This window comes from uncultured Lamprocystis sp. (assembly GCF_903933125.1).
Lineage (GTDB): Bacteria > Pseudomonadota > Gammaproteobacteria > Chromatiales > Chromatiaceae > Thiodictyon.
Map to the genome: position 1 here is coordinate 1 of NZ_CAIZIZ010000411.1, position 20,763 is coordinate 20,763.

General features: G+C 62.2%; 10 protein-coding genes. 6 read left to right on the plus strand and 4 right to left on the minus strand.

Annotation, left to right across the window (positions count from 1 at the left end; translation table 11 throughout):
- The coding region (locus QZY03_RS21800; protein WP_295584559.1) for a hypothetical protein at positions 1–223 on the plus strand (223 nt) is incomplete at its 5' end.
- On the opposite strand, the gene QZY03_RS32230 is transcribed toward QZY03_RS21800, so the two are convergent.
- Positions 220–606: a hypothetical protein gene (locus tag QZY03_RS32230; RefSeq protein WP_363169471.1), complete on the minus strand. Its 387-nt coding sequence runs from the start codon at positions 604–606 to the stop codon at positions 220–222. The genes QZY03_RS21800 and QZY03_RS32230 overlap by 4 nt on opposite strands.
- A 1,229-nt stretch (positions 607–1,835) precedes the next feature.
- Here QZY03_RS32230 and QZY03_RS21810 point away from each other — a divergent pair.
- Positions 1,836–2,156: a YMGG-like glycine zipper-containing protein gene (locus QZY03_RS21810; RefSeq protein ID WP_295584561.1), complete on the plus strand. Its 321-nt coding sequence runs from the start codon at positions 1,836–1,838 to the stop codon at positions 2,154–2,156.
- A 186-nt stretch (positions 2,157–2,342) separates the two neighbouring features.
- Here the strand turns inward: QZY03_RS21810 and QZY03_RS21815 are convergent, their stop codons facing one another.
- From QZY03_RS21815 to QZY03_RS21825, 3 genes are all read right to left on the minus strand, one after another.
- The gene (locus tag QZY03_RS21815; RefSeq protein ID WP_295584563.1) at positions 2,343–2,759 is read right to left on the minus strand and encodes a hypothetical protein; all 417 of its coding nucleotides are present in this window, start codon (positions 2,757–2,759) and stop codon (positions 2,343–2,345) included.
- A 6-nt stretch (positions 2,760–2,765) separates the two neighbouring features.
- The gene (locus QZY03_RS21820; RefSeq protein WP_295584565.1) at positions 2,766–5,081 is read right to left on the minus strand and encodes an NADP-dependent malic enzyme; all 2,316 of its coding nucleotides are present in this window, start codon (positions 5,079–5,081) and stop codon (positions 2,766–2,768) included.
- A 628-nt stretch (positions 5,082–5,709) separates the two neighbouring features.
- Positions 5,710–6,276, minus strand: coding sequence for a hypothetical protein (locus QZY03_RS21825; protein WP_295584568.1), 567 nt, complete (start codon positions 6,274–6,276; stop codon positions 5,710–5,712).
- Between the two features lie 378 nt (positions 6,277–6,654).
- On the opposite strand from QZY03_RS21825, the gene pglW reads away from it, so the two are divergent.
- From pglW to pglZ, 4 genes are all read left to right on the plus strand, one after another.
- Complete coding sequence (gene pglW, locus QZY03_RS21830) at positions 6,655–10,818, plus strand: BREX system serine/threonine kinase PglW (protein WP_295584571.1); 4,164 nt, start codon at positions 6,655–6,657, stop codon at positions 10,816–10,818.
- Positions 10,819–11,147: 329 nt separating this feature from the next.
- Positions 11,148–14,837, plus strand: coding sequence for a BREX-2 system adenine-specific DNA-methyltransferase PglX (pglX, locus tag QZY03_RS21835; protein WP_295584573.1), 3,690 nt, complete (start codon positions 11,148–11,150; stop codon positions 14,835–14,837).
- 25 nt (positions 14,838–14,862) lie between these two features.
- Positions 14,863–18,561: a phage resistance protein gene (locus QZY03_RS21840; RefSeq protein ID WP_295584575.1), complete on the plus strand. Its 3,699-nt coding sequence runs from the start codon at positions 14,863–14,865 to the stop codon at positions 18,559–18,561.
- Positions 18,558–20,753, plus strand: coding sequence for a BREX-2 system phosphatase PglZ (gene pglZ, locus QZY03_RS21845; RefSeq protein ID WP_295584577.1), 2,196 nt, complete (start codon positions 18,558–18,560; stop codon positions 20,751–20,753). The genes QZY03_RS21840 and pglZ overlap by 4 nt, the downstream gene beginning before the upstream one ends.
- Positions 20,754–20,763 lie beyond the last annotated feature (10 nt).

Below are 20,763 nucleotides of genomic sequence, written 5' to 3' on the forward strand. Positions count from 1 at the left end.
CCTTGAAATCGCTAAAAAGCGACATCAAGCGAATCCAGTCGTGCTTTCTTTTGCCGCATACAATTTATTCCAGCAGTTTGTCCGCATAATTAATAAAGTCTCGATAACATTTCTTACTCCGAAAACAAAAACGACCCAATTGGTTCAGATCACCATTGATGACCAGGTGTCCGGCCTCGTCCTGCTTGATTCCATCCCCAGCTGGTGCCCGGACGCCGGCTAGCTTCCTAGCCATTCGTTACTGGTGCAGTCATAGCGGTCACCGCCGGTGTAGCCGCTGCCATTGCTGTAACCGAAGCCATTGCCCTGGCGACAGCGGCTGTTATAGCCATAGGATCGTCCTTTGTTATGGCCGTTGCCGGGATACTGGTCATTCCCGCGTACGTTCTTATTGGGAGTCATCAAGTGACCAATGATACCGCCAGCGGCGGCGCCCCCGAGTGCTCCAGAAGCGCTCCCATCCGTGAGCAGGGCGCCCGCAATGCCGCCGATGCCCGCACCTGCCGAGCGGTTTCGGTCCTGTTGCGACATCCCGGCATAGCCACCCAAACCGATCGACGCGGCGAAAGCTGCCATCCACGATTTCAATGTCAGTTTCGTGTTCATTGCTTGCTAATGTCTCCTGGTCAGTCTCTGGATTGCCGGAATATCGATATTGTGCCGAGCCAGGGCGTGATCGAGTTGCTCCAACTCAATCCGCTGAGCTTCGTTTCTGGTGCGTCGGTATGCCAAGGCAGTTCTCCTGCGTTTGGGCCTTGATCATGGTTCCGGCCACCGAGACCTAAGTCCGGCGCTGCGGCACTTTAGGAACAGCATGTTACCTCTGGAGCATGAGGACTTTTTTCAGGTTTTGGCCGGAACGATGATCAAGGCCTGCGTTTGACCAACAGTTCACTGACCTGCGCGGCGCGATTCGCCACCGCCGCGGCAATCGGACTCCGCGGTAGCAAATGTCCCCGGATGACGGGTATGTGACGTGTATCAGAGCGCATAGCGGTTGTCCTCATGTCTCGATAGCTTGGGACTTATCCTAGCGAGACGCCCTGGTTCGGTGTTGATTCGTGAAAAGCTCCGGTACTGGGGTGCGGCTCGGTGTAAAGACTAGCGACGAGCACTGCCGCGGTCTGTGCGGCATCACACCTAGCCCGATTCTTGCTGTCGCTCGTTGGTGCGACCGCTGTCGCGTAGATCGCGTGCGATCAGGTGGCCGGCTGCTGGTCATCAGAAGCAGCGGCAGCCTCAAGGATGCCAGGTAGATCAGGAGAAGCCGGAAACTCCAGTTCAGCATCATGATGTATTTCATGACATTGCCGAAGGTACGGCGGCCTTCCAGGACGCCGTCATAGAGGACGTGCAGGTCTTGATCCAGCAGGATCATATCGGCTGCCTCCTTGGCGACATCCACCGCCGTCGGTACGGTATCGCACAGTGGATGACGCCCCGGAGCGGCCGACGCGGTCCCGCTTTTCTTGTGCTTTGTGCGTTGGTGCACCGAACGGCCGTGATGAAACGGCTAGTCTGGCCCATAGAGAGGGGAAGCCTCGTTCCTCGCTCGGACTATGATCACCCTGGTCATAGCGCAATGCCATATCAGGATACCGTCATGAACAAAGAACAAGTCAAGAGCCGTTACGAAGAAGCCGCCTCACTTCACTTGGCGTAGCGTTAGCGCGCATCGGCCTTGATCATCGTTCCGGCTGGCAATGCGCATTTGGAGTCCAAAGCCTCCCGATTGTTGGTTAACGTTGGCGCTCAAAGTGGGAAACAATTGATGGACCGCTTCTAAGCCACCGCGACGCGGGGCCGTTGGTATCGTCAACCCTGGAGAACACTCGATGAAACTCACCACTGCCTCTGTACTCGTGACCACCCTGTCCATTCTGTCCGGCTGCGGCACGACGACCGCCTCGCGGACCGGCAGCTCGGCCGCCCTCGGCGCGGCCACTGGGGCCGCGATCGGCTCGCTGAGCGGCGACGCGGGTAAAGGCGCCCTGATCGGCGCCGGTGCCGGTGTCATCGGCGGCCTGATCTACGATCAAAACCAGAGAAGTCAGCAGAACAATGAGAACTACCGGTATCAAGACACCCGGAATAACCAGTATCAAAACTCCTGGAACCGGAACAACCAGTACCAGGATAACGGGTACGGTTGGTAGGCGCGAAATGGCAGTTCAAGGCCACCCAGCCCCGGATAGACGGATTAAGTATGTCGGCTCATGGGGCGAATTGTGCGGCACCCTCATATGCCAGGAAAGTCCTCACAGGCGGAATCAGTCACCTGTGCTGGCCGCACCGTAGGCCAACCACCCAGTTGGCCCCATGAGCCAAAGCTCAGCCGTTCGCTACCCGCGCGGATACTGCGATGGCTTCTCGCCGCTCTGACCGATCAGGCGGGGGTAATGAATACCGGGTTCAGCCGCGAATGGTTTGCTCCTGGTTCGGCTGATCTGGAAAATCCAATCGTCCCCATAATCGAACCGGTAGAACAGCTTTCGATCCTTAGGCAGCGGGAACAGTTGTTCAAGCGTCGTTGAAAGCGGTCCCTCGTCCTCGTCGTCGTCGTAGCGAACGCGGTCCCGGCTATGCGGTGTCCGGGCAACGAAGAAGCCATACAGGTGGTCGTCGTCGAAATCGACGGCCTGCTGGATGATGTGGTGCAGATCCTCCAGCGTCGATGATGCATTAAGGGCGATGGTTGCCGCCCAGTCATTGCTCGCCCAGCGTCCTGCCAGGAGCTTGATTTGCAGTGTCCAGATCATTTGATATTAGATGACGTCCTGACGCGCGGCCGCCGCGCTCGCCACGGCCAGGGCCGTCATATTCAACATCCGGCGCACCGTGGTCGCGGGGGTGAGAATATAGGCCGTCGCCGCCGCCCCCATCAACACCGGACCAACCGTCACCCCGTGGCCGGTGGTGGTCTTGAGCACGTTATAGAGGATGTTGGCCGAATCCAGATTGGGGCAGATCAGCAGGTTCGCCGAGCCCTTGAGGGTGGAGTCGGCCAGGTAACGGCCGCGGATGTCCTCATCCAGCGCGGCGTCGCCGTGCAGTTCGCCGTCGCAGTTGATGTCGGGATGGCCGGCGGCGAACAGATCGCGCGCCAGACGCATCTTCTGGGCCGACGCGCGCTTGGACGAGCCAAAACTGGAGTGTGACAGGAAGGCGACCTTGGGCGGCAGGCCGAAGCGTCGCACCTCTTGCACGGCCATCCAGGCGATTTCGGCCAACTGGTGCGCGGTGGGATCCTCGTTGACATAGGTGTCGGTAATGAACAGCGGCCCGCGATCCGTCATCAGGGCATTGAGCGCGGCGTAATTGCTGACGCCGGCCCGCAGACCAAGGATGCTCTGGATGCATTCGAGGTGCGCCTCGTAGGCGCCCACCAGGCCGCAGAGCATGGCGTCGGCGTCGCCCAGGGCGACCATGAGCGCGCCGATGCGGGTATTGGAACGGCGTACCGCCGCCTTGGCCTCGGCCGGCGTGGCGCCATTGCGGCACATGCGCTGGTGGTAATGCTCCCAGTATTGACGGAAGCGCGGGTCATCCTCGGGATTGATGTTCTCCACGTCGACCCCGAGACGCATGCGCAGGCCGGCCTTTTCGATCCGGGCGTTGATCACCGCCGGACGTCCGATCAGGATGGGCCGGGCGACATGTTCGTCGATCGTCATCTGGGCGGCACGCAGGGCCCGTTCGTCCTCACCGTCGGAATAGGCGACGCGCTTGCAGTCGTCAGGCAGGGCCTTGGCGGCGTTGAACACCGGGCGCATAAGCATCCCGGTCTGGTGAATGAAACGCGACAGGTTCTCCTTGTAGGCATCCATGTCGGCAATCGGGCGGGTGGCGACACCCGAGTCGGCGGCGGCCTGGGCCACGGCGGGTGCGATCCGCAGGATCAGGCGCGAGTCGAACGGCTTGGGGATCAGGTACTCGGGTCCGAAGGTCAAGTCCTGCCCGGCGTAGGCGGCGGCCACCTCATCGCTGGTCTCGCTCTTGGCCAGATCGGCAATCTGGCGCACGCAGGCGAGTTTCATCTCCGGCGTGATCCGGGTGGCGCCGCAGTCGAGCGCACCGCGAAAGATATAGGGGAAGCACAGGACGTTGTTGACCTGGTTCGGATAATCCGAGCGGCCGGTCGCGATGATGCAATCGGGGCGGGCGGCCTTGGCCAGTTCAGGGCGGATTTCGGGCTCGGGGTTGGCCAGGGCCAGGATGATCGGGTGCGCGGCCATGGTTTTCACCATGTCCACGGTCAGCACACCGGGGGCGGAGCAACCCAGAAACACGTCGGCGTCCTTGACGACATCGGCCAGGGTGCGCGCCTCGGTTGGTTGCGCATAGCGGGCCTTGGACTCATCGAATCCGCCCGGACGTCCTTCATAGATCACACCCTTGGAATCGGCCATGAAGACGTGTTCGCGCTTCACGCCCAGACCCACCATCACGTCCACACAGGCGATGGCCGCCGCGCCGGCCCCGGACACCGCCAGTTTCACGGTGCCGATGTCCTTGCCCACCAGTTCCAGGCCATTGAGCAAGGCGGCGCTGGAGATAATGGCCGTGCCGTGCTGATCGTCATGGAACACCGGGATGTTCACGCGCTTGCTGAGTTCGCGCTCGATGTAAAAACACTCCGGCGCCTTGATGTCCTCGAGGTTGATGCCGCCCAGGGTCGGCTCCAGCGCGGCAATGATGTCCACCAGCTTGTCCGGATCGCGCTCGGCCAGTTCGATATCGAAAACATCGATGCCCGCGAACTTCTTGAACAGGCAGCCCTTGCCTTCCATCACGGGTTTGCCGGCCAGCGGCCCGATGTCGCCCAGGCCCAGTACCGCGGTGCCGTTGGTCACCACGCCGACCAGATTCCCGCGTGAGGTGTATTCCGCCGCGAGTGCCGGGTTGGCCTGGATATCCAGGCAAGGGTAGGCGACGCCGGGAGAGTAGGCGAGCGACAGGTCGCGCTGGTTCGACAGCGGCTTGGTGGGCGTGACTGAGATCTTGCCCCGGCTCGGGCAGCGATGGTAATCAAGCGCGGCATCGCGCAGTGCCTGCTCGGCAATCGACAGATTCTGGGGCATAGGAAACCGGGTCTGTTGGCGGAGAAAAGGAAACGGGCCTCGGGGGTGACTCCAAGGCCCGTTGATTTTGTGGCGGGATGGCGACCGGCATCCAACCGCGCTGACCGCCCGCGGCCGCTCGCGGGTCTGGGCAGTCTTTATTTCAGCAGCGTATCTTGGAGGCGTGAAGCAGCATCTAAGGACTTTATTGTAACCGAAATCGAGGACGGGTCGAAATATCCTAGGGGTTTAGTGTGGATGCAGGTCGGCTGAGGTTGGGAGCACCAATCGCGCGTCCCAGGCCGCATGAGCGCGCTTCCTCGCCTGCGGTGCGGGCCTTGATTATCGTTCCGGCCAGAACCCGCGCCTAGCGCACTGGCGGTCGAGGCTTTAGCCGGACCAGGGCCGCGCAGACGGGATGTCGACCGGCTAACGGCCATGGCGCCCGCGCCACCCCGGAACATGAAAGTCCTTTCGACCACTGTCGCAACTGCCAGCGTGCGAGGCTGCGTTGTCAGGGCTTCCAGCCCTGACTGCTCCAGTCCCCATGCCGTCAGGCCAGGATGGCCTGACTACGCACTTTCACGGTAAGCCTCGACCTCCGGTTTTCTGGTTGTGGTTGAGCGCCGGGCGCGGCGCGTTGTGACGATCAATACTCAACCATCTGGTCGAGCTTGAGACTCCAGCCGGCCTCGCCGGGCGTGAGCTTGTACTGAAGCTGGCGCATCTTGCCGGTCCGCTCGCCGTCCTTGCCGCAGAGTGGAAACCGGTAAGCAAAGACGCTTTCGACGATGGCCATGTCATCATGACCGCAATAGCCCTGATCGGCGTTTGGAACCTCGCCGAGCGGCGGCAGAAAAATCATGCTCATCGACTTCTTATTATTCGCGCTGTACGCGACCAGCGACATGCGCTCATCCGCCCCCGGCTCCCGGACATAGACATAAACTTCCGGCGAACCGTCGACATTGAGATCGGCGACCTCGGCGCGCATGACAGCCCCGGTCACCGGCCAGACGAGCTTCGCGTTGTCGATCTCAAGGCCCGCCGGTTGGACTTCAACCGAATTGCCCTGCGCGGAATTGGCGCTGGTGACCTGAAAGGAGATGCCGAGCAGGTTCAGCGTCTCGTCGAAGGGGTTGGCCGCGTGCGCGCCAAGCGCGGAGCAGGTCAGGACGGCGCCGGCGATGAGACCCAGGGGAAGACGGTTATTCATGCTGATTCACCTCAAGTTGAGTCGGTACTCATAAAAATGCGATAGACATAAAAACATCGAGCGACGATAGACGGATTCTAAGGCGCTCCATATACTCTCCGCAACGAGCGGACCAAGCAGTTTCTGCCTGGGCCGAGCCCGTCAAGATGCCTACCGACCAACTTGCCGACCTCACTCAAGTACAGGCTCCGGCTCAGAAATCACCTGGCGTTGTACGGGGTCCGAAGCGCCGTGCGGGCTCCCGGCTACGAAAGCCCGGAGCCCTTTGAGCCGGAACAAGATTGCGACTGATATGAATTCTCCACCAAACAACAGAGGAAGGCTGGGTGCGACCGATCGCCGACGTACGCGCTGCCTCACCAGGATCGGAGGCTGCCGATGAGTGGACGCTGGAAGACCATTTCGCCGTCCCAGTTTCCGTGGGAGCAGGACGCGCTCGACTATATTCAGCGCGCGCTGCCAAACCGCGAACCGTTCCGGGCCTACAGCAACTTCGAGTTTGTCGCCGACGACGGAAGCATCAACGAAGGCGACTTGCTGATCATTTCGCGCTACAGCATCTTCCTCGTTGAGATCAAGAGCCGGCCTGGGGAGATCGGTGGCGATTCGCATACCTGGATCTGGCGAGATGGCGGTCGGGAGTACTTTGACGACAACCCCCTGCTGCTGACGAACCGCAAGGCCAAGAAGCTCGCATCGCTGCTGCGAAAGCAACTGACCGTTCAAAAACGCCGCACACCCTACATCCAGTCCCTGGTCTTTCTGTCCGACCCCGCGCAACGGTGCAAGCTCACCGGTCCGGCTCGCGAAAATGTTCATTTGCGGGCCGACATCGCCAACAAACTGTTCGATGAGACGGCTCCGGTCGCCAGTGCGCAGCCAATCGACCGCGATCTGGCAACGTCGATCCATCGGGCTCTGGAAGCCATTGGCATCCGTCCGCCGCAGCAGAGCCGGCGCGTCGGGGATTACCAACTCGAACAAGTCCTTGCCGAGACCGATTTTCACCAGGACTGGTTGGCAAAACATGTATCGCTGACCAACGTGCGCCGACGTGTTCGGCTCTACACCGCCAAGCGCACGCTCACTGCCGCCCAGCGCTCCATGCTCGCCGACGCCGCGCGACGCGAGTTTCAGTTGCTTGAAGGTATCCGCCATCCGGGCATCCTGCGCGCCTCGGACTTCATTGACAGCGAGCATGGGCCGGCCCTGATCTTTGAGTATGACGAAGGGCTTCAGCGACTCGACCATTTCATTCGGGCGCAAGGGGAGTGCCTCGATCTTTGGCAGCGATTGAAGCTGGTCCGCGCAATTGCCGAAGCACTGGATGCGGCTCATCGCTATCGTCTGTACCATCGGGGCCTGTCGCCGCAGACCATCATGGTCAGGACAGTCGGCGCCCATGCGTTCGATGTCACCCTCTTCGACTGGCAAATCGCCACGCGGCAGTTGCAGGAAGCCGAGGGCGAGACGACGGGAGCGCTGCCTGTCGAAATGCTCTCCGATCCGGTCGCTCAAGCGATCTACCTCGCGCCTGAAGCCCGCACCGCGCCCCGGCCGGACGCCATCAAGCTCGACCTCTTCGCGCTCGGCGCCATCGCCTATTTCGTGCTCGCGGGCGAGCCTCCTGCCATCAGCGGCGACGAACTGGTCACGAAGTGCGAACAAGGGCCTGGACTGACGTTGTCGGCCCTGGTCAACGGGTGTCTGGCCGAGATCGAGGAACTCATCCAGTTCGCCACCTGGCCCACGCCCGAAGATCGCTTCAGCACAACCAACGAGTTCTTGGCCGCCCTCGACAAGGCCGAAGAAGCCCTCGAAGACGCGCTGACCGCACCCGCATCACCGCTGGTTTCGCCGCTGGAAGCCAATACCGGAAATGAGCTCAACGGCTTTGAAGTCATTCGGCGACTCGGCAAGGGTGGCACCAGTCTGGCACTGGAGGTCCGCCGCAAGGGCGCCGGGCAACCGCGCCAGGGCGTTTTCAAGATCGCGTTGGAGCCGGAGTTCAACGAGCGACTCAAGCGCGAAGCTGAGACGCTGGTCCGGCTGCAGCCCCACCAGAACATCGTCCAGTGCTTTGAGCGCTTCGAAGTCGCGGGGCTGGCGACCCTGTTCCTGTCCTCGGCGGGCGAGGAAACCCTTGGTGAGCGCCTGCGCCAAGAGGGGCGCCTGGGTTTGGACCTGCTGCAGCGGTTCGGCGAGGAGCTGATTGCGGTTGTGGAGTACCTGGAGCGCGAGGGCGTGCCCCACCGCGACATCAAGCCGGACAACATCGGCATCCGCCCAGGCACCGGCAAACGACTCACCCTGACGTTGTTTGACTTCTCGCTGGCGGGAGTCCCGGCCACCGACCTGAACGCGGGGACCCGGCTCTATATGGACCCGTTCTTGCGCAAACGCGGCCTGTGGGACGGGTATGCCGAGCGCTACTCGTGTGCACTGACCCTGCACGAAATGGCCACGGGGACCCTTCCTGAATGGGGTGATGGCAGTGCCGATCCGGCGACGCTGAAATCAGAGATCGTTCTTGATTCAGAACGCTTTGATGCGTCGATTCGCAAGCAGGCCCGCGACTTCTTTGGCCGGGCGCTGGCCCGCAACCACCGCAAACGCTTTGACAACGCTGAGCAGATGCTGCGTCATTGGCGCAAAGTGTTCGAGAACGTCTCGCGGCCCGTCACGACCCACGCCACGCAACCGCGACAAATCGAATTGCCGCTCGGTGATGAGCCGACGGCCAGCGACGGCGGCATCTCCCCGAGCACACCGATCGGATCGCTCGAACTGGATTCACGACAACTCGAACTGATTGATCGGATTGGCCACGATGCACTGGCGACCGCGGGCGATCTGGCCGACTTGCCGCGCAATCGCCTCTACCGGCACCGCGGCATTGCGCTGGCGGTCGCGCGCGAATTGCACCAAATTGCCGACCGGCTGCGGCAACAGTTCAGCGGAGGCGCGGCCAGGGACGAACAGCCCGCGGACACCACCGTCGCCAAACTGTCGGTGGATGCGGCAGCCGCCTTGCTCGTGCCCAAGAAGGGTGACGATGCACAACGCCAGGTGCTGGAGGGGTGGCTCGGCTTGAGCGCACCGGCCGACGCCTCACCACTGCCGGAGCATCTGTTGCAGTCGATGGCGGAGCGGATGTCGCGTCAGCCGGAAGTCACCCACCTGCGAGACGACGTGGCCCTTGTGTTGACGGGGCTGGGCGGCATCGCGACGGTTGGCGAGATCGCCACCGCACTCCTGGCCCGGCGCGGCAGCGTGCAAACCGGCGCCGCCCGGCGCGGCGAGGCTGAAGCACTGACCCGCGCCGTCATCACCGTCGAACGCACCAAACAAGCCGCCCGCTGGCAATTGGTGACGCGCGACGCCATCGTTCGGCCGCTGACCGAGGCGGCGCATATCGACGATCTGGTCGTTGCCACCCTCGCCGGCAGCGGTGCGGCAGGGCTGTTTCCATCCGCACCCGAGGTGCGCGCCAGTTACGCGGTGCTATTGGGCGAGGCCGCCGATCGCCTGGCGCAACAAGACCCACTGCCGTCGTCGCAACAGGTGGCCGACACCTTGGCGCAGGTGCCGGCGCCCGCGGGAGATGCCGGCTTGAGCTCCGATCGGCTGATCCGTCTGGCGGCCGCGTGTGCCCGGCAAGCCGCTTTGTCCTCGCGCCTTGAGTTCTATCCAACCCAGTTGTCTGCCGCCCGCGCCGTCAAGCTGGCGACCAACTCGTTGCTCGGTTTGCGTCAGTTCGACCTGGAGACCATCCGGCGCAGGATATTCGCCCGCTACCCCGAGGCAGCGCCCTTGCCTGGGCCCACGGAGCTGGAACAATTGCTCAAGGACGCCGGCCTGGAGGTGAGTTGGGACGGCGCCAAGCGCGCCTTCGTCACGCTCTACTCGGCGGGCATTATTTCAGGCACCACACAGATCACCCGCTTCAGCACTCACAGCCGGCCGCGCTCGTCCACGGCGCAGGATGTACAGGCCGCCCTGCAGATCGACGAACGCATCAAGCACACCTTGCGCAGCGGCAAATTGCTCACCTTGTCCGTCGACCCGAAGGGGCTTGCGCTCGCACAGTGCGAACTCGCCGAGCGCTTTGGCCTGAAGGTCATCGACTTCGATGCGGTCGTGCTCACCCTGCTCGAGGCGCAGGCCAAGGAATGGGACGTGGACTGGAACATCCTGCTGGCCGCCGATGCCGCGCCCGTGGGTTCGGTGGATGCGCAGAACTTCGCGACCGTGCTCGGTGAAGTCTGGCCCAAGGTCGAAGCGCAACTGCTGCGCGACGATCAGCCGGGTGTGCTGGTGAATCTCGGTCTGGCCGCGCGCTGGCAGCGCATGCCGCTGTTCGCCAAGCTGGCCGAGGCCTGCATGTTTGGCCGGCGGCCACCACTGATTGCCCTGATTGCCAGCCCGCTGACGCCTGACAACCGCCCGGTGCTGGATGGCGAAGCCGTTCCGGTCACCATCAACACCACGGATTACGGTCGCATCCCCCGCGCCTGGCTGGAAAACGCTCACCGTAGTTAAACCGCGCCCGGCGCGATATGCGATGTTTTTGGATTGGGTTAGCCTCGGTAGAATCGGCGATCGTCGGCGCTGGCGCGGTTTAAGTACCTCGATCAAGATTCCGGCCACTTGGGCTCGCCCGGTGCGTAGTCAGGCCATCCTGGCCTGACACCGTCAGGGCTGGAAGCCCTGACGACGCACGCCGCTGGCCGGGATTACGATCAAGGCCGGTTTAAGATATTAAAAAAGAGACATTCTAGATTGCGTTTCCACAAAGGCTTGTGACGTCTCCAAGGTCCATCACAACATGAAAATTAACCAGTTCACTCTGGACGCGGTTTAAGGCAGTTATGATCAATCGCACCAAACTGCTGGCGGACCTGAAGGTTCAGGTTCGCGACCTGGAGAGCGATCTGCGCGGCCGCTTTGCCACTCACGCGGACTACCGGGAGCGCCTGACGGCGGACTGGCAGGCCGCCCGTGATGCCGGACGCACCGCCGAGGCGGTGGAGACCTGGTCCGAGGCGCAGTTCACCCAGTCCGCCGTGGCCTGGATCCTGGCCTGCGTCTTCGTGCGCTTCTGCGAAGACAACGCCCTGCTCGACGCGCCGCTGATCGCCGGCACGGATGCCCGGGGCCAATCCGCCGTGGCGCGCCAGGACGCGTTTTACCTGCAACACCCGACCGCGTCGGACAACGACTACCTGCGCGACGTGTTCACGGTGGCGAGCCGTCTGCCTGGCCTGTCGGACGTCATGAAGGTCCAGCGCGTGTTGCTGACGGCCCCGGTCTCCGCCGACCTGGGCAAGCAACTGGTGCGTCTCTTCCGCGCCACCAATGCCGACAGCGGCGCCCTGGTTCACGACTTCGCCGATCCCGACTGGAGCACCCGCTTCCTGGGCGACCTGTACCAGGACCTCTCCGAGGCGGCGCGGGAGCGCTTTGCCCTGCTGCAGACGCCGGAGTTCATTGAATCCTTCATCCTGGACCGGACGCTCACCCCGGCGCTCGACATCTACACCCTGGAAGAAGTCGATCTGATCGACCCGACCTGCGGATCGGGGCACTTTCTGCTCAGCGCCTTTGAGCGGCTGGCCCCGCGCTGGCTGCGCAAGCGGCCGGACAACGTCAATCTGGCCTTGCAGGAAGCGCTGGATCGCATCGCGGGCATCGACCTGAATCCCTACGCCGTGGTCATCGCCCGGTTCCGACTGCTGGTGGCCGCGCTCAAGATGGCTCAGGTGCACAAGCTGCGACTTGCGCCGGACTTCCATCTGCATATCGAGACCGGCGACAGCCTGTTGCACGGGTTCGATCAGCGGGACTACCTACGGGCACAATTACCGCTCGGGTTGACTACGCCGCACGAGAATCTGGCGAAGACTGCTGATCATTTGTATCGGCACGCATTCGCGGCAGAGGACTTGACCGCGACCAATCAGATACTGGCGAGAAAGTACGCTGCTGTGGTTGGGAACCCGCCGTATATCACGGTCAAGGATGGTGCGGTTTCAGCCTTGTATCGCGAGCGCTTCTTTAGTTGCCATGGCAAGTACGCCATGGTCGCGCCGTTTTGCGAGAGGTTCTGGGCGTTGGCAAAGCCTCTCGACAACGCGCGGCGAGCAGGTTATGTTGGCCTGATTGTTGGCAATGCATTCATGAAGCGCGAGTTCGGCAAGAAACTCGTTGAGGAAATATTCCCAACAATTGATCTGACTCACGTTATCGACACATCTGGAGCTTATATCCCTGGTCACGGCACTCCAACGGTTATTTTGATGGGGCGAAATCGACCACCAGCTACATCCTCGATACGTGCGGTCATGGGAATCAACGGCGAGCCCTCGACACCCGCTGATCCTGCCCACGGAGTCGTGTGGTCGGCAATCGTCAACCAGATTGACCTTAGCAATTCCAGCAGTGAGTGGATTAGTGTTTCAGACACTGAGCGCGCACTATTCGAAAAACATCCTTGGAGCATTAATGGGGGCGGGGCTGTCGAATTGAGAGAACAACTTGAAAGTCGGGCCGATGCTGTTTTTAGCGCGTCGGTCGTAGACGCAGGTTTCTTTGGAATCTCAGCCGCTGACGATGTGTACTTGTTGCCACTTTATGCGCCGAAGACCATCGGTTTTCAGAACGATTTCTTTAAACCTGTAGTTTCTGGAGATGAGGTTCGCGATTGGCAATTGACGCCAGAGCAAAGCATGATCCTTCCCTACAAGGATGGCGCACTGGCTGACATCCGATCGGATGCAGCCACGTTTAAGTATCTATGGCCTTTCAGAAACTTTCTATGGTCCCGGACTACGTTTGCGAAAAAAACCTACCGAGAAGAAGGTAGAGCGTGGTGGGAATGGCATCAGATTGCACTGCGCCGTATCGAGACTCTGCTGACGATAACACTCGCAGAAGTTGCAACGCACAACCACTTTGTCCTCGACCGGGGCGGTAAGGTCTTCAACAGAACCGCGCCCGTCATCAAGCTACCCGCCAACAGCACCGAAGATGACCATTTTGGACTCCTCGGCCTGCTAAATTCTTCTACGGCATGTTTTTGGTTCAAGCAGGTTTGTCATAACAAGGGGAGTACGGTCGATCAGCATGGGGCACGTCAAAGAACGGCTGCATTCGAGGACTTCTACGCACACAACAGTACCAAGGTTGGTCAGTTTCCCGTGGTGACGGAACGTCCTGTCGATATCGCAAAGCGAATCGATAACCTGGCCTCTCTACGCGCAGCCCGCCTGCCAGCGGCAGTTCTGGCGGCCACGGTGCCAACCCGCGCTGGACTGGATGCTGCGAGGAATGAGGCCGAGAGTATTCGGTGTCAGATGATCGCCTGGCAGGAGGAACTGGACTGGCAGGTCTACCGCATCTATGGCGTACTGGCCGATGCGCTGAATTGTGAAGGGGAGCCCCCCGGTCTTCAATTCGGAGAGCGCGCCTTTGAGATTTCATTGGCTCGGCAGTTGGCTGCGGGGACCATGTCAACGACCTGGTTTGAGCGTCACGGCGCCCGACCCATCACGGAATGCCCCGCACACTGGCCGGCGGACTACCGCGTCCTGGTCGAACGTCGTATCGCCGCGATCAGCCAGTCGCGGGACCTGGCTCTCATTGAGCGCCCTGAATACAAGCGCCGCTGGGCCGGTGCGGATTGGGGTTCGCTGGAGAAGGCTGCCATTCAAGATTGGCTACTCGACCGATTGGAAGCGGCCGACCTCTGGCCGCGAAACCCACAGCCTGCACCGTGCCTTTGTTCCGTGCGGGAGCTGGTTGATGCGCTTTCGGGCGACGAGCATTTCCGCCGCGCGTTGGACCTGTATGCAGGCATCGGCAGTGATGCCCATGCGACCCTGACCATGCTCCTGCAACAGGCCGCCGTGCCCTACCTTGATGTGCTGCGGTACACCGACAGCGGTTTGCGCAAGCGCGCGGTGTGGCAAAACACCTGGACCTTGCAACGCAGAGAGGATGCAATCGATGCGGACGTGGCCCAGGAATTGGCCGGCGAGCCGCCTGAGGTGATCAAAGAGGAACAGGCCCGCCGCAAGGCCGCGGAAGTCGGCTCCATCCCAGTCCCTCCGAAGTACAAGCAGGAAGACTACCGCGACGGCGTCTGCTGGAAGCTTCGCGGGGCACTCGATGTGCCCAAAGAGCGCTTCGTCGGTTTCCCAGGGTTGGAGCGCAGCAACGATGCCGGAAGCCCGATGCTGCTGTGGGCCGGCTATGACGCCAAGGCACGCGCCCTGGCGCTGGCGGGCTACCTCTACGAGATGCTGCAACGCGAAGGCGCGGACGCGGCGCGCTTGACGCCTGCCTTGGCTGGTCTCGACGAACTGCTGCCGTGGGTCCACCAATGGCACCCTGAGATGGACGACGACCTGGGCATGAGCACCGGCGACTACCTGCAAGGTCTGCTCGATGCGCAGTTGGCCCAGCACGGGCTGACGCTCACGGCGGTGCGCGCCTGGAAACCCCCGGCGCCCGTGCGCCGCACGCGCGGCCGACGTGCCGGCGCAGCCGCGCCGGCCTGACACAAATCAAAAGGGATACAATAAGATGCCAAAGCTGCGCGAGATCTTTGACCTGCCGGAGCAGGTCCACCAGGGCGACTTTGTCCTTCGCTTGACGGATGGCTTGAACGCTCCCGCGGAAACCGTGCGCGACTACGTCGTCACGCCCCAGTTGGTGAAGTGCTTTGATCAGGCACTCGGTGTGGTCAAGGGTGCGATCGACAGCCGGATCAGCAAGGGCGCGTATCTGCACGGCAGTTTCGGCTCGGGTAAGAGCCACTTCATGGTCATCCTGTCGCTGCTGCTCCGCGGCGACGCCACGGCTCGCGGTAAGCCCGAGCTGGCCGCGGTGGTGTCCAAGCACAACGGCTGGACCCAGGGCAAAAAATTCCTGGTCGTGCCGTACCACATGATCAATGCCGAGACGCTGGAGTCGGCACTGTTCTCGGGCTACGCCGAACTGACCGCCCGCCTGCACCCGGACGCGCCGAGCCCTGGCTTTTACCAGAGTGAGGGCATGCTCAACGATGCCCAGAAGATGCGCACGAACATGGGTGACGAGGCCTTCTTCCGCACCCTGAACGGCGGGACCGGAGCGGCCACCGGGGGCGGCGGCTGGGGACGTGTCACGCAGACCTGGGCCGCCGCCCGCTTCGAGGCCACGCTAAAGGTGCCGCCCGGCAGCCGGGAGCGCTTCCAACTGGTCGGGGCGCTGACCCGCGCCTTCTATGGCAGCGTGAGCCACCTGTCGGCCTCGCAGCGCGAGCTGTACACATCGCTCGACGAAGGCTTGTCGGCGATGTCGCATCATGCCAAGGATCTGGGCTATGACGCCATTATCCTATTCTTGGACGAGTTCATCCTGTGGCTCGCCAGTCGGGCGGCCGATGTGGCCTGGGTTGCCCGTGAAGGGCAAAAGGTGGCGAAGCTGGTTGAGTCGAACAACGCCGACCGACCGACCCCCATTGTCAGCTTCATGGCCCGCCAGCGCGATCTGCGCGAACTGGTTGGCGAGCACATGCCCGGTGCGGAGCAGTTGTCGTTTGCCGACACGCTGCAATGGTGGGAGGCGCGCTTCGACAAGGTGAACCTGGAGGACCGCAACCTGCCGGAGATCGCCAAGAAGCGCTTGCTGCGCACCCGCGGCCCGGCCGAGGAGGCGCTGCTCAAGGGTGCGATCAACAAGCTGCTCAGCAGCCAGCCCGAGGTGCTGCAAACCCTGCTGACGCGCGACGGCGATCAGCAGATGTTGCAGGACCTGTATCCGTTCACACCGGCGCTGGTTCAGACCTTGATCGCCGTGTCGTCGATGCTGCAGCGCGAGCGCACGGCGCTCAAGCTGATGCTGCAGATGCTGGTGGACAAGGCCGACACGCTGGAGATTGGCGACGTGATCCCCGTGGGCGATCTGTTCGACGTGATTGCCGATGGCGACGAGCCCTTCACCCACGGCATCAAGCTCTTCTTTGAGCAGGCCAAGCAACTCTGGCGGCGTCGCTTGTTGCCGATTCTGGAAACCCAGCACGGCGTGACCTGGGAAGACATCGCGCTGGGCAAGGCCGACGCCAAGAAAGCGGCCGCCCTGCAAAACGACGCGCGTCTCATCAAGACCCTGGTGTTGGCCGCCTTGGTCCCCGAGGTAGACGCCCTGAAGAACCTGACGCCGACCAAGCTGGCGGCGCTGAACCACGGCACCATTCGCACGCCGGTGCCCGGCAGCGAGGGCATCACGGTACTGACCAAGCTCAAACGTTGGGCGGGTCAGGCCGGTGAAATCAAGATCGCCGACGACTCGCCGAACCCGATCGTGTCGGTGGAAGTCGCCAAAGTGGACACCGACGCCATTCTGGCCAATGCGATGTCATTCGACACGCAGGGGAACCGGCAGGCCGAGGTCAGGCAACTGATCACCGACGGATTGGGACTCGCTGACGTTGGCTCAAGCCTGCTGCCGCCGGAACTGGAGATCAGTTGGCGCGGCTCGCGCCGCAACGCGGAGATTCTATTCGGCAATGTCCGGGAGCAATCGTTCGACACCCTGAAGGGGCGTGAAGGCATCTGGCGCATCCTGATCGACTTCCCGTTTGACCACCAACCGGAACACGGGCCGCAGGACGATGTGGCCAAGATCAACGGCTTCCTCAACGACGGTCGGGTCGGGCGCTCCATGGCCTGGCTGCCGTCCTTTCTGTCACCCAACACCCAGGACCAGTTGGGCCGGCTGGTGGTCATCAATTTCGTCCTGCGCGGGAACAACCTGGACCAGTACGCCAGCCAACTGTCGCAGGCCGACCGTGAGCAGGCCCGCGTGCTGCTGACGAACCAGCGGGACCAACTGCGCCAGTTCATTCGCAACTGCCTGAACTCGGCCTACGGACTCAACAGCGTGGCTCAAGAGGCGCTGGACCCCGCGCAAACGCTCGACGAGCACTATTTCAGCCTCGATCCTTCGTTGGTCTTGCGCCCCCCGGTCGCAGCCAATTTCAAAGATGCGTTCGAGAAGCTGACCGAACAAGCGCTGGACTACGAGTTTCCGGCCCACCCGCACTTTGATGCCGAACCCAGGCCGATCGCGGTCAAACGCCTCGCGGATCTGATGGTGCTGGCAGCCCAGAAGCCCGCCCATCGGGTGGAACTCGAAGCCTCCCTGCGGGACGACGCCAAGCGCATCGCACCCAGGCTCGATCTGGCCGAGGTCGGCGAAGCGGCGTTGCAGTTGCGTGATGACTGGTCGCAGCACTTCGCGCGACAGATCGCCCAGCAGTCAGGCCACGAGCCCACCGTGACCGATCTGCGCCGCTGGCTGGACCTTCCCGACCGGCGCGGGCTGCGCGAAGACCTGCAAGACCTGGTGATCCTGACCTGGTTGGCCAAGAGCAATCGCTCCTTGTACCGCTTCGGCCAACCGTTCAAGGGCGAAATCGGCAACGTGCCCAACGAATGTGAAGTGCGCGAGCAGCCCTTGCCGACGACAACCGAGTGGGACAAGGCCACCAAGCTCGCTGGAGAGATGCTGGACCCGGCCATGGCCGCGTTGTATCGGTCGGCGCCGGGGTTGGTGGAGTTTTCTCGCGCGGCACGCCGGCGGGTCACCGACACGGCAGCCCATCTGCAGAGCTACGTGCGTGTGGTCGATCAGTTGATGACCTTGGTGCAGACCGATGTTGTAGCCGGTGGCGAACCCGCCCTTCGTAAAACCGGTGCGATACGCCTGCGCGACTGGTTTGCCGCCATGGAATGCAGCAGTTCCGAGATTGACCTCGTCACGAGCGTGTCCAGGCTGGATTTCAGTACCGAAGAGATCGCCGAAGCCAAGGCGGTTCTTGGTGGAGTCCAGGCGCTGGCGCGGGTCGAGGCCAAGCAATACCTGGTCAACAGCCTGCGCTCGATCGCGAGCGGCAGCGGTGCGTTTGCGCCGCGCGCCAACCAGATTCTGGAAAGCCTTGCGCACGCCGTTCTTCGCTACGAATACGTCGATGCACTCCAAACCGCGGTCGCACAGTTCGAACGCGATGCGGGAACGCTGATGGCCGATGTCGCCAACCGGGCGACGCCGCCGAGCCCGCGGCCTCAGCCCATTCCTGAGCCGCCGCCGGAACCCGGTATGAAAGCTGCGCAGCGCATTGAGCGCTCCAGGCTGGTGAAGACCGATGCCCTGAAGGCATTGGCCGACGCGCGCGCGCTGCTTGAGGGGCTGGGTGAAGTCAGTGTGGATATTCAGATCGTGATCCGGGAACAGGAATGAAGGTTCCGGCTCACCAGATCAGTCTTCAGGCCAAGCAGGCCCATGAGGCAGACCCGCCCGCACGATTCATTCTGCTGCGGCTGCCGCCGGATGCCTTCGCTGGTACGGCGGTGGATGTGAACGCCGAGCGCTGGCCAGTGGCGGCCTGCAGTTCCCCGTTGTCGGTTCGTGACGCCATGCGCCGCCATTCAACGAGCACGACGCCCGTGATCTTGCTGTTCTGCGGCAATGAGAGTGACTTGGGCTCTGACGTACTGGCCCGTTGCGCCAAGCGGCGCGCCATCACGCACGACCTGTGGCAGACCGTCTTGGCTCTGTTTCGGGCAGCGCATATTGATCCGCGATTGGCCCGCCACCGCTGGTTGGCTGAACTGCTCGTGCGCTACATGCCGGCTGATGGCTATGCGCCAGTTCGGTCGCTCGTGCTGGATCAGGACCGCGCGTGGAAAGAGCTGTTCCGGGTCGTGCTGGGCTTCGAGTCTTATCCGCCGACCGAACTTGACCTGCTGAAGTGGGCCGGCGATGCCCAACGGCGAGAGCAATTCAAGACGCTGGAAGACACCGCGCGTCAGGAAGCAGTCCAACAACTTTGCGAGACGCTCGGCGAACTGGTGAGCTTCGTCTTTGCGGCCATCGAGACTGGCAGTGCCGACGCGTTGGTCGCCATCGCCATGCTTTGTGAAGCCTTGGAAGACAAGGCCGCCGGGACCGAAGCCAATCGGGCAAAGGTTGCAGCCCGGCTCGAAGTGCTGTTCGATGGACTGACGATCTCCTCGCACACCACACATCAACTGGCTGGAGCAGCCGACGCCTGGTTCGACCGCGCCACAGCGGCGGCTAAACAGCAAGAGGTTGCCAGGTATGAGTCCTTGGTGACGCAACTGAAGGCAGAGTCACTGGCGGCACATGCACGGTACGGGAGCGCGGCACTGCGCGAGAAGACAACGGCCTTCGCTGGCGCGTTGAACGAACTCAACTTGGTCGAGGCCATCTCGCGGTTTGGGCGTCTGATGGCCCATCGCGGACCGGTACTGAACAGTCGCTCTGCGCTCCGATGCAAGATGGCTGTCCGGCTGGTGAGCTGGCTCACGCAGACCGCCAATGCCTTTCCCTCGGCATTGGACATGCTGGCCGAGCAGTATCGCAACGAGATTGCGTGGGTGGACTGGGCGCTGACGGTCCTGCTGGAGGGCGACGACTCCGCTGACTTGGCGAACGCCTATGGACTGCTGCGCGAGAATACGCGTGCTCGCAGGGATTTGTTCGATCGCCAGTTCGCCGAGTCGCTGACGGCTGATCAGCCAAACGGGACCTCTTTGATTGCGATCGAGGACGCGCTCGACACGTGCGTCGCACCGATCGCCATGGCCGGGCGCAGCTTACTCATCGTCGTGGATGGAATGAGCATCCCCGTGTTCCTTGAGCTGCACCACAGCCTGACCGATCATGGCTGGGTTCAGTTCGAACGTGGCGAGGGGACATGCTCAACCTTGTTGGCCATGTTGCCGTCCACAACAGAGGCATCCAGGACTTCGCTGCTTTGCGGCAGCGCTTGCGCGGGTTCAGCAGCGACGGAGAGGTCAGCATTCAGTGCCTACCCTTCGCTCGTTGCCCCGTCGGTAGCGGGCAAGCCGCCGGCGATTTTTCACAAGCGAGACTTGCTCGACAGTTCCGGCGTCACCCTTTCGGATGATCTGAGAACAGCCCTGAGCGACACGCGGCAGCGGGTCGTTGCCGTGGTGATCAATGCGGTGGACGACCACTTGATGAAATCCGACCAATTGCGACTTCGCTGGGATATCGCACAGTTCAAGGGACTGGACGCACTGCTGGCGGAAGCACGGTCCTCCGACCGGCTCGTGATATTCACCAGCGACCATGGCCACGTCCTTGACCAAGACACGATGATGCAAGGCGCAAGTCCGAATGCGCGATGGCGCGAACCGAATCTGGAGTCCTATCCCGGCGAGATTGCCCTGAAGAGTAAGCGAATCAAGGCTGCCAGCGGCATGGATGAGGTTGTTCTGGCTTGGAACAGCAAGTTGCGCTATGCCGGCAAGCGCAATGGCTACCACGGAGGTTGTGCCCCGGCCGAAGCACTCGTCCCCTTCGCAACGTACCGCTATGGCATCAAGGCTGTGGACGGTTGGAGTATTCGGGACGAAACGGCGCCCGACTGGTGGCAGGCATGATGGGGTGCGA

What these genes read in the sequence shown, in the direction of transcription:
- QZY03_RS32230 (WP_363169471.1), bottom strand. Translation starts at nt 606, where the DNA reads ATGAACACGAAACTGACATTGAAATCGTGGATGGCAGCTTTCGCCGCG.
- QZY03_RS21810 (WP_295584561.1), top strand. Translation starts at nt 1,836, where the DNA reads ATGAAACTCACCACTGCCTCTGTACTCGTGACCACCCTGTCCATTCTG.
- QZY03_RS21815 (WP_295584563.1), bottom strand. Translation starts at nt 2,759, where the DNA reads ATGATCTGGACACTGCAAATCAAGCTCCTGGCAGGACGCTGGGCGAGC.
- QZY03_RS21820 (WP_295584565.1), bottom strand. Translation starts at nt 5,081, where the DNA reads ATGCCCCAGAATCTGTCGATTGCCGAGCAGGCACTGCGCGATGCCGCG.
- QZY03_RS21825 (WP_295584568.1), bottom strand. Translation starts at nt 6,276, where the DNA reads ATGAATAACCGTCTTCCCCTGGGTCTCATCGCCGGCGCCGTCCTGACC.
- pglW (WP_295584571.1), top strand. Translation starts at nt 6,655, where the DNA reads ATGAGTGGACGCTGGAAGACCATTTCGCCGTCCCAGTTTCCGTGGGAG.
- pglX (WP_295584573.1), top strand. Translation starts at nt 11,148, where the DNA reads ATGATCAATCGCACCAAACTGCTGGCGGACCTGAAGGTTCAGGTTCGC.
- QZY03_RS21840 (WP_295584575.1), top strand. Translation starts at nt 14,863, where the DNA reads ATGCCAAAGCTGCGCGAGATCTTTGACCTGCCGGAGCAGGTCCACCAG.
- pglZ (WP_295584577.1), top strand. Translation starts at nt 18,558, where the DNA reads ATGAAGGTTCCGGCTCACCAGATCAGTCTTCAGGCCAAGCAGGCCCAT.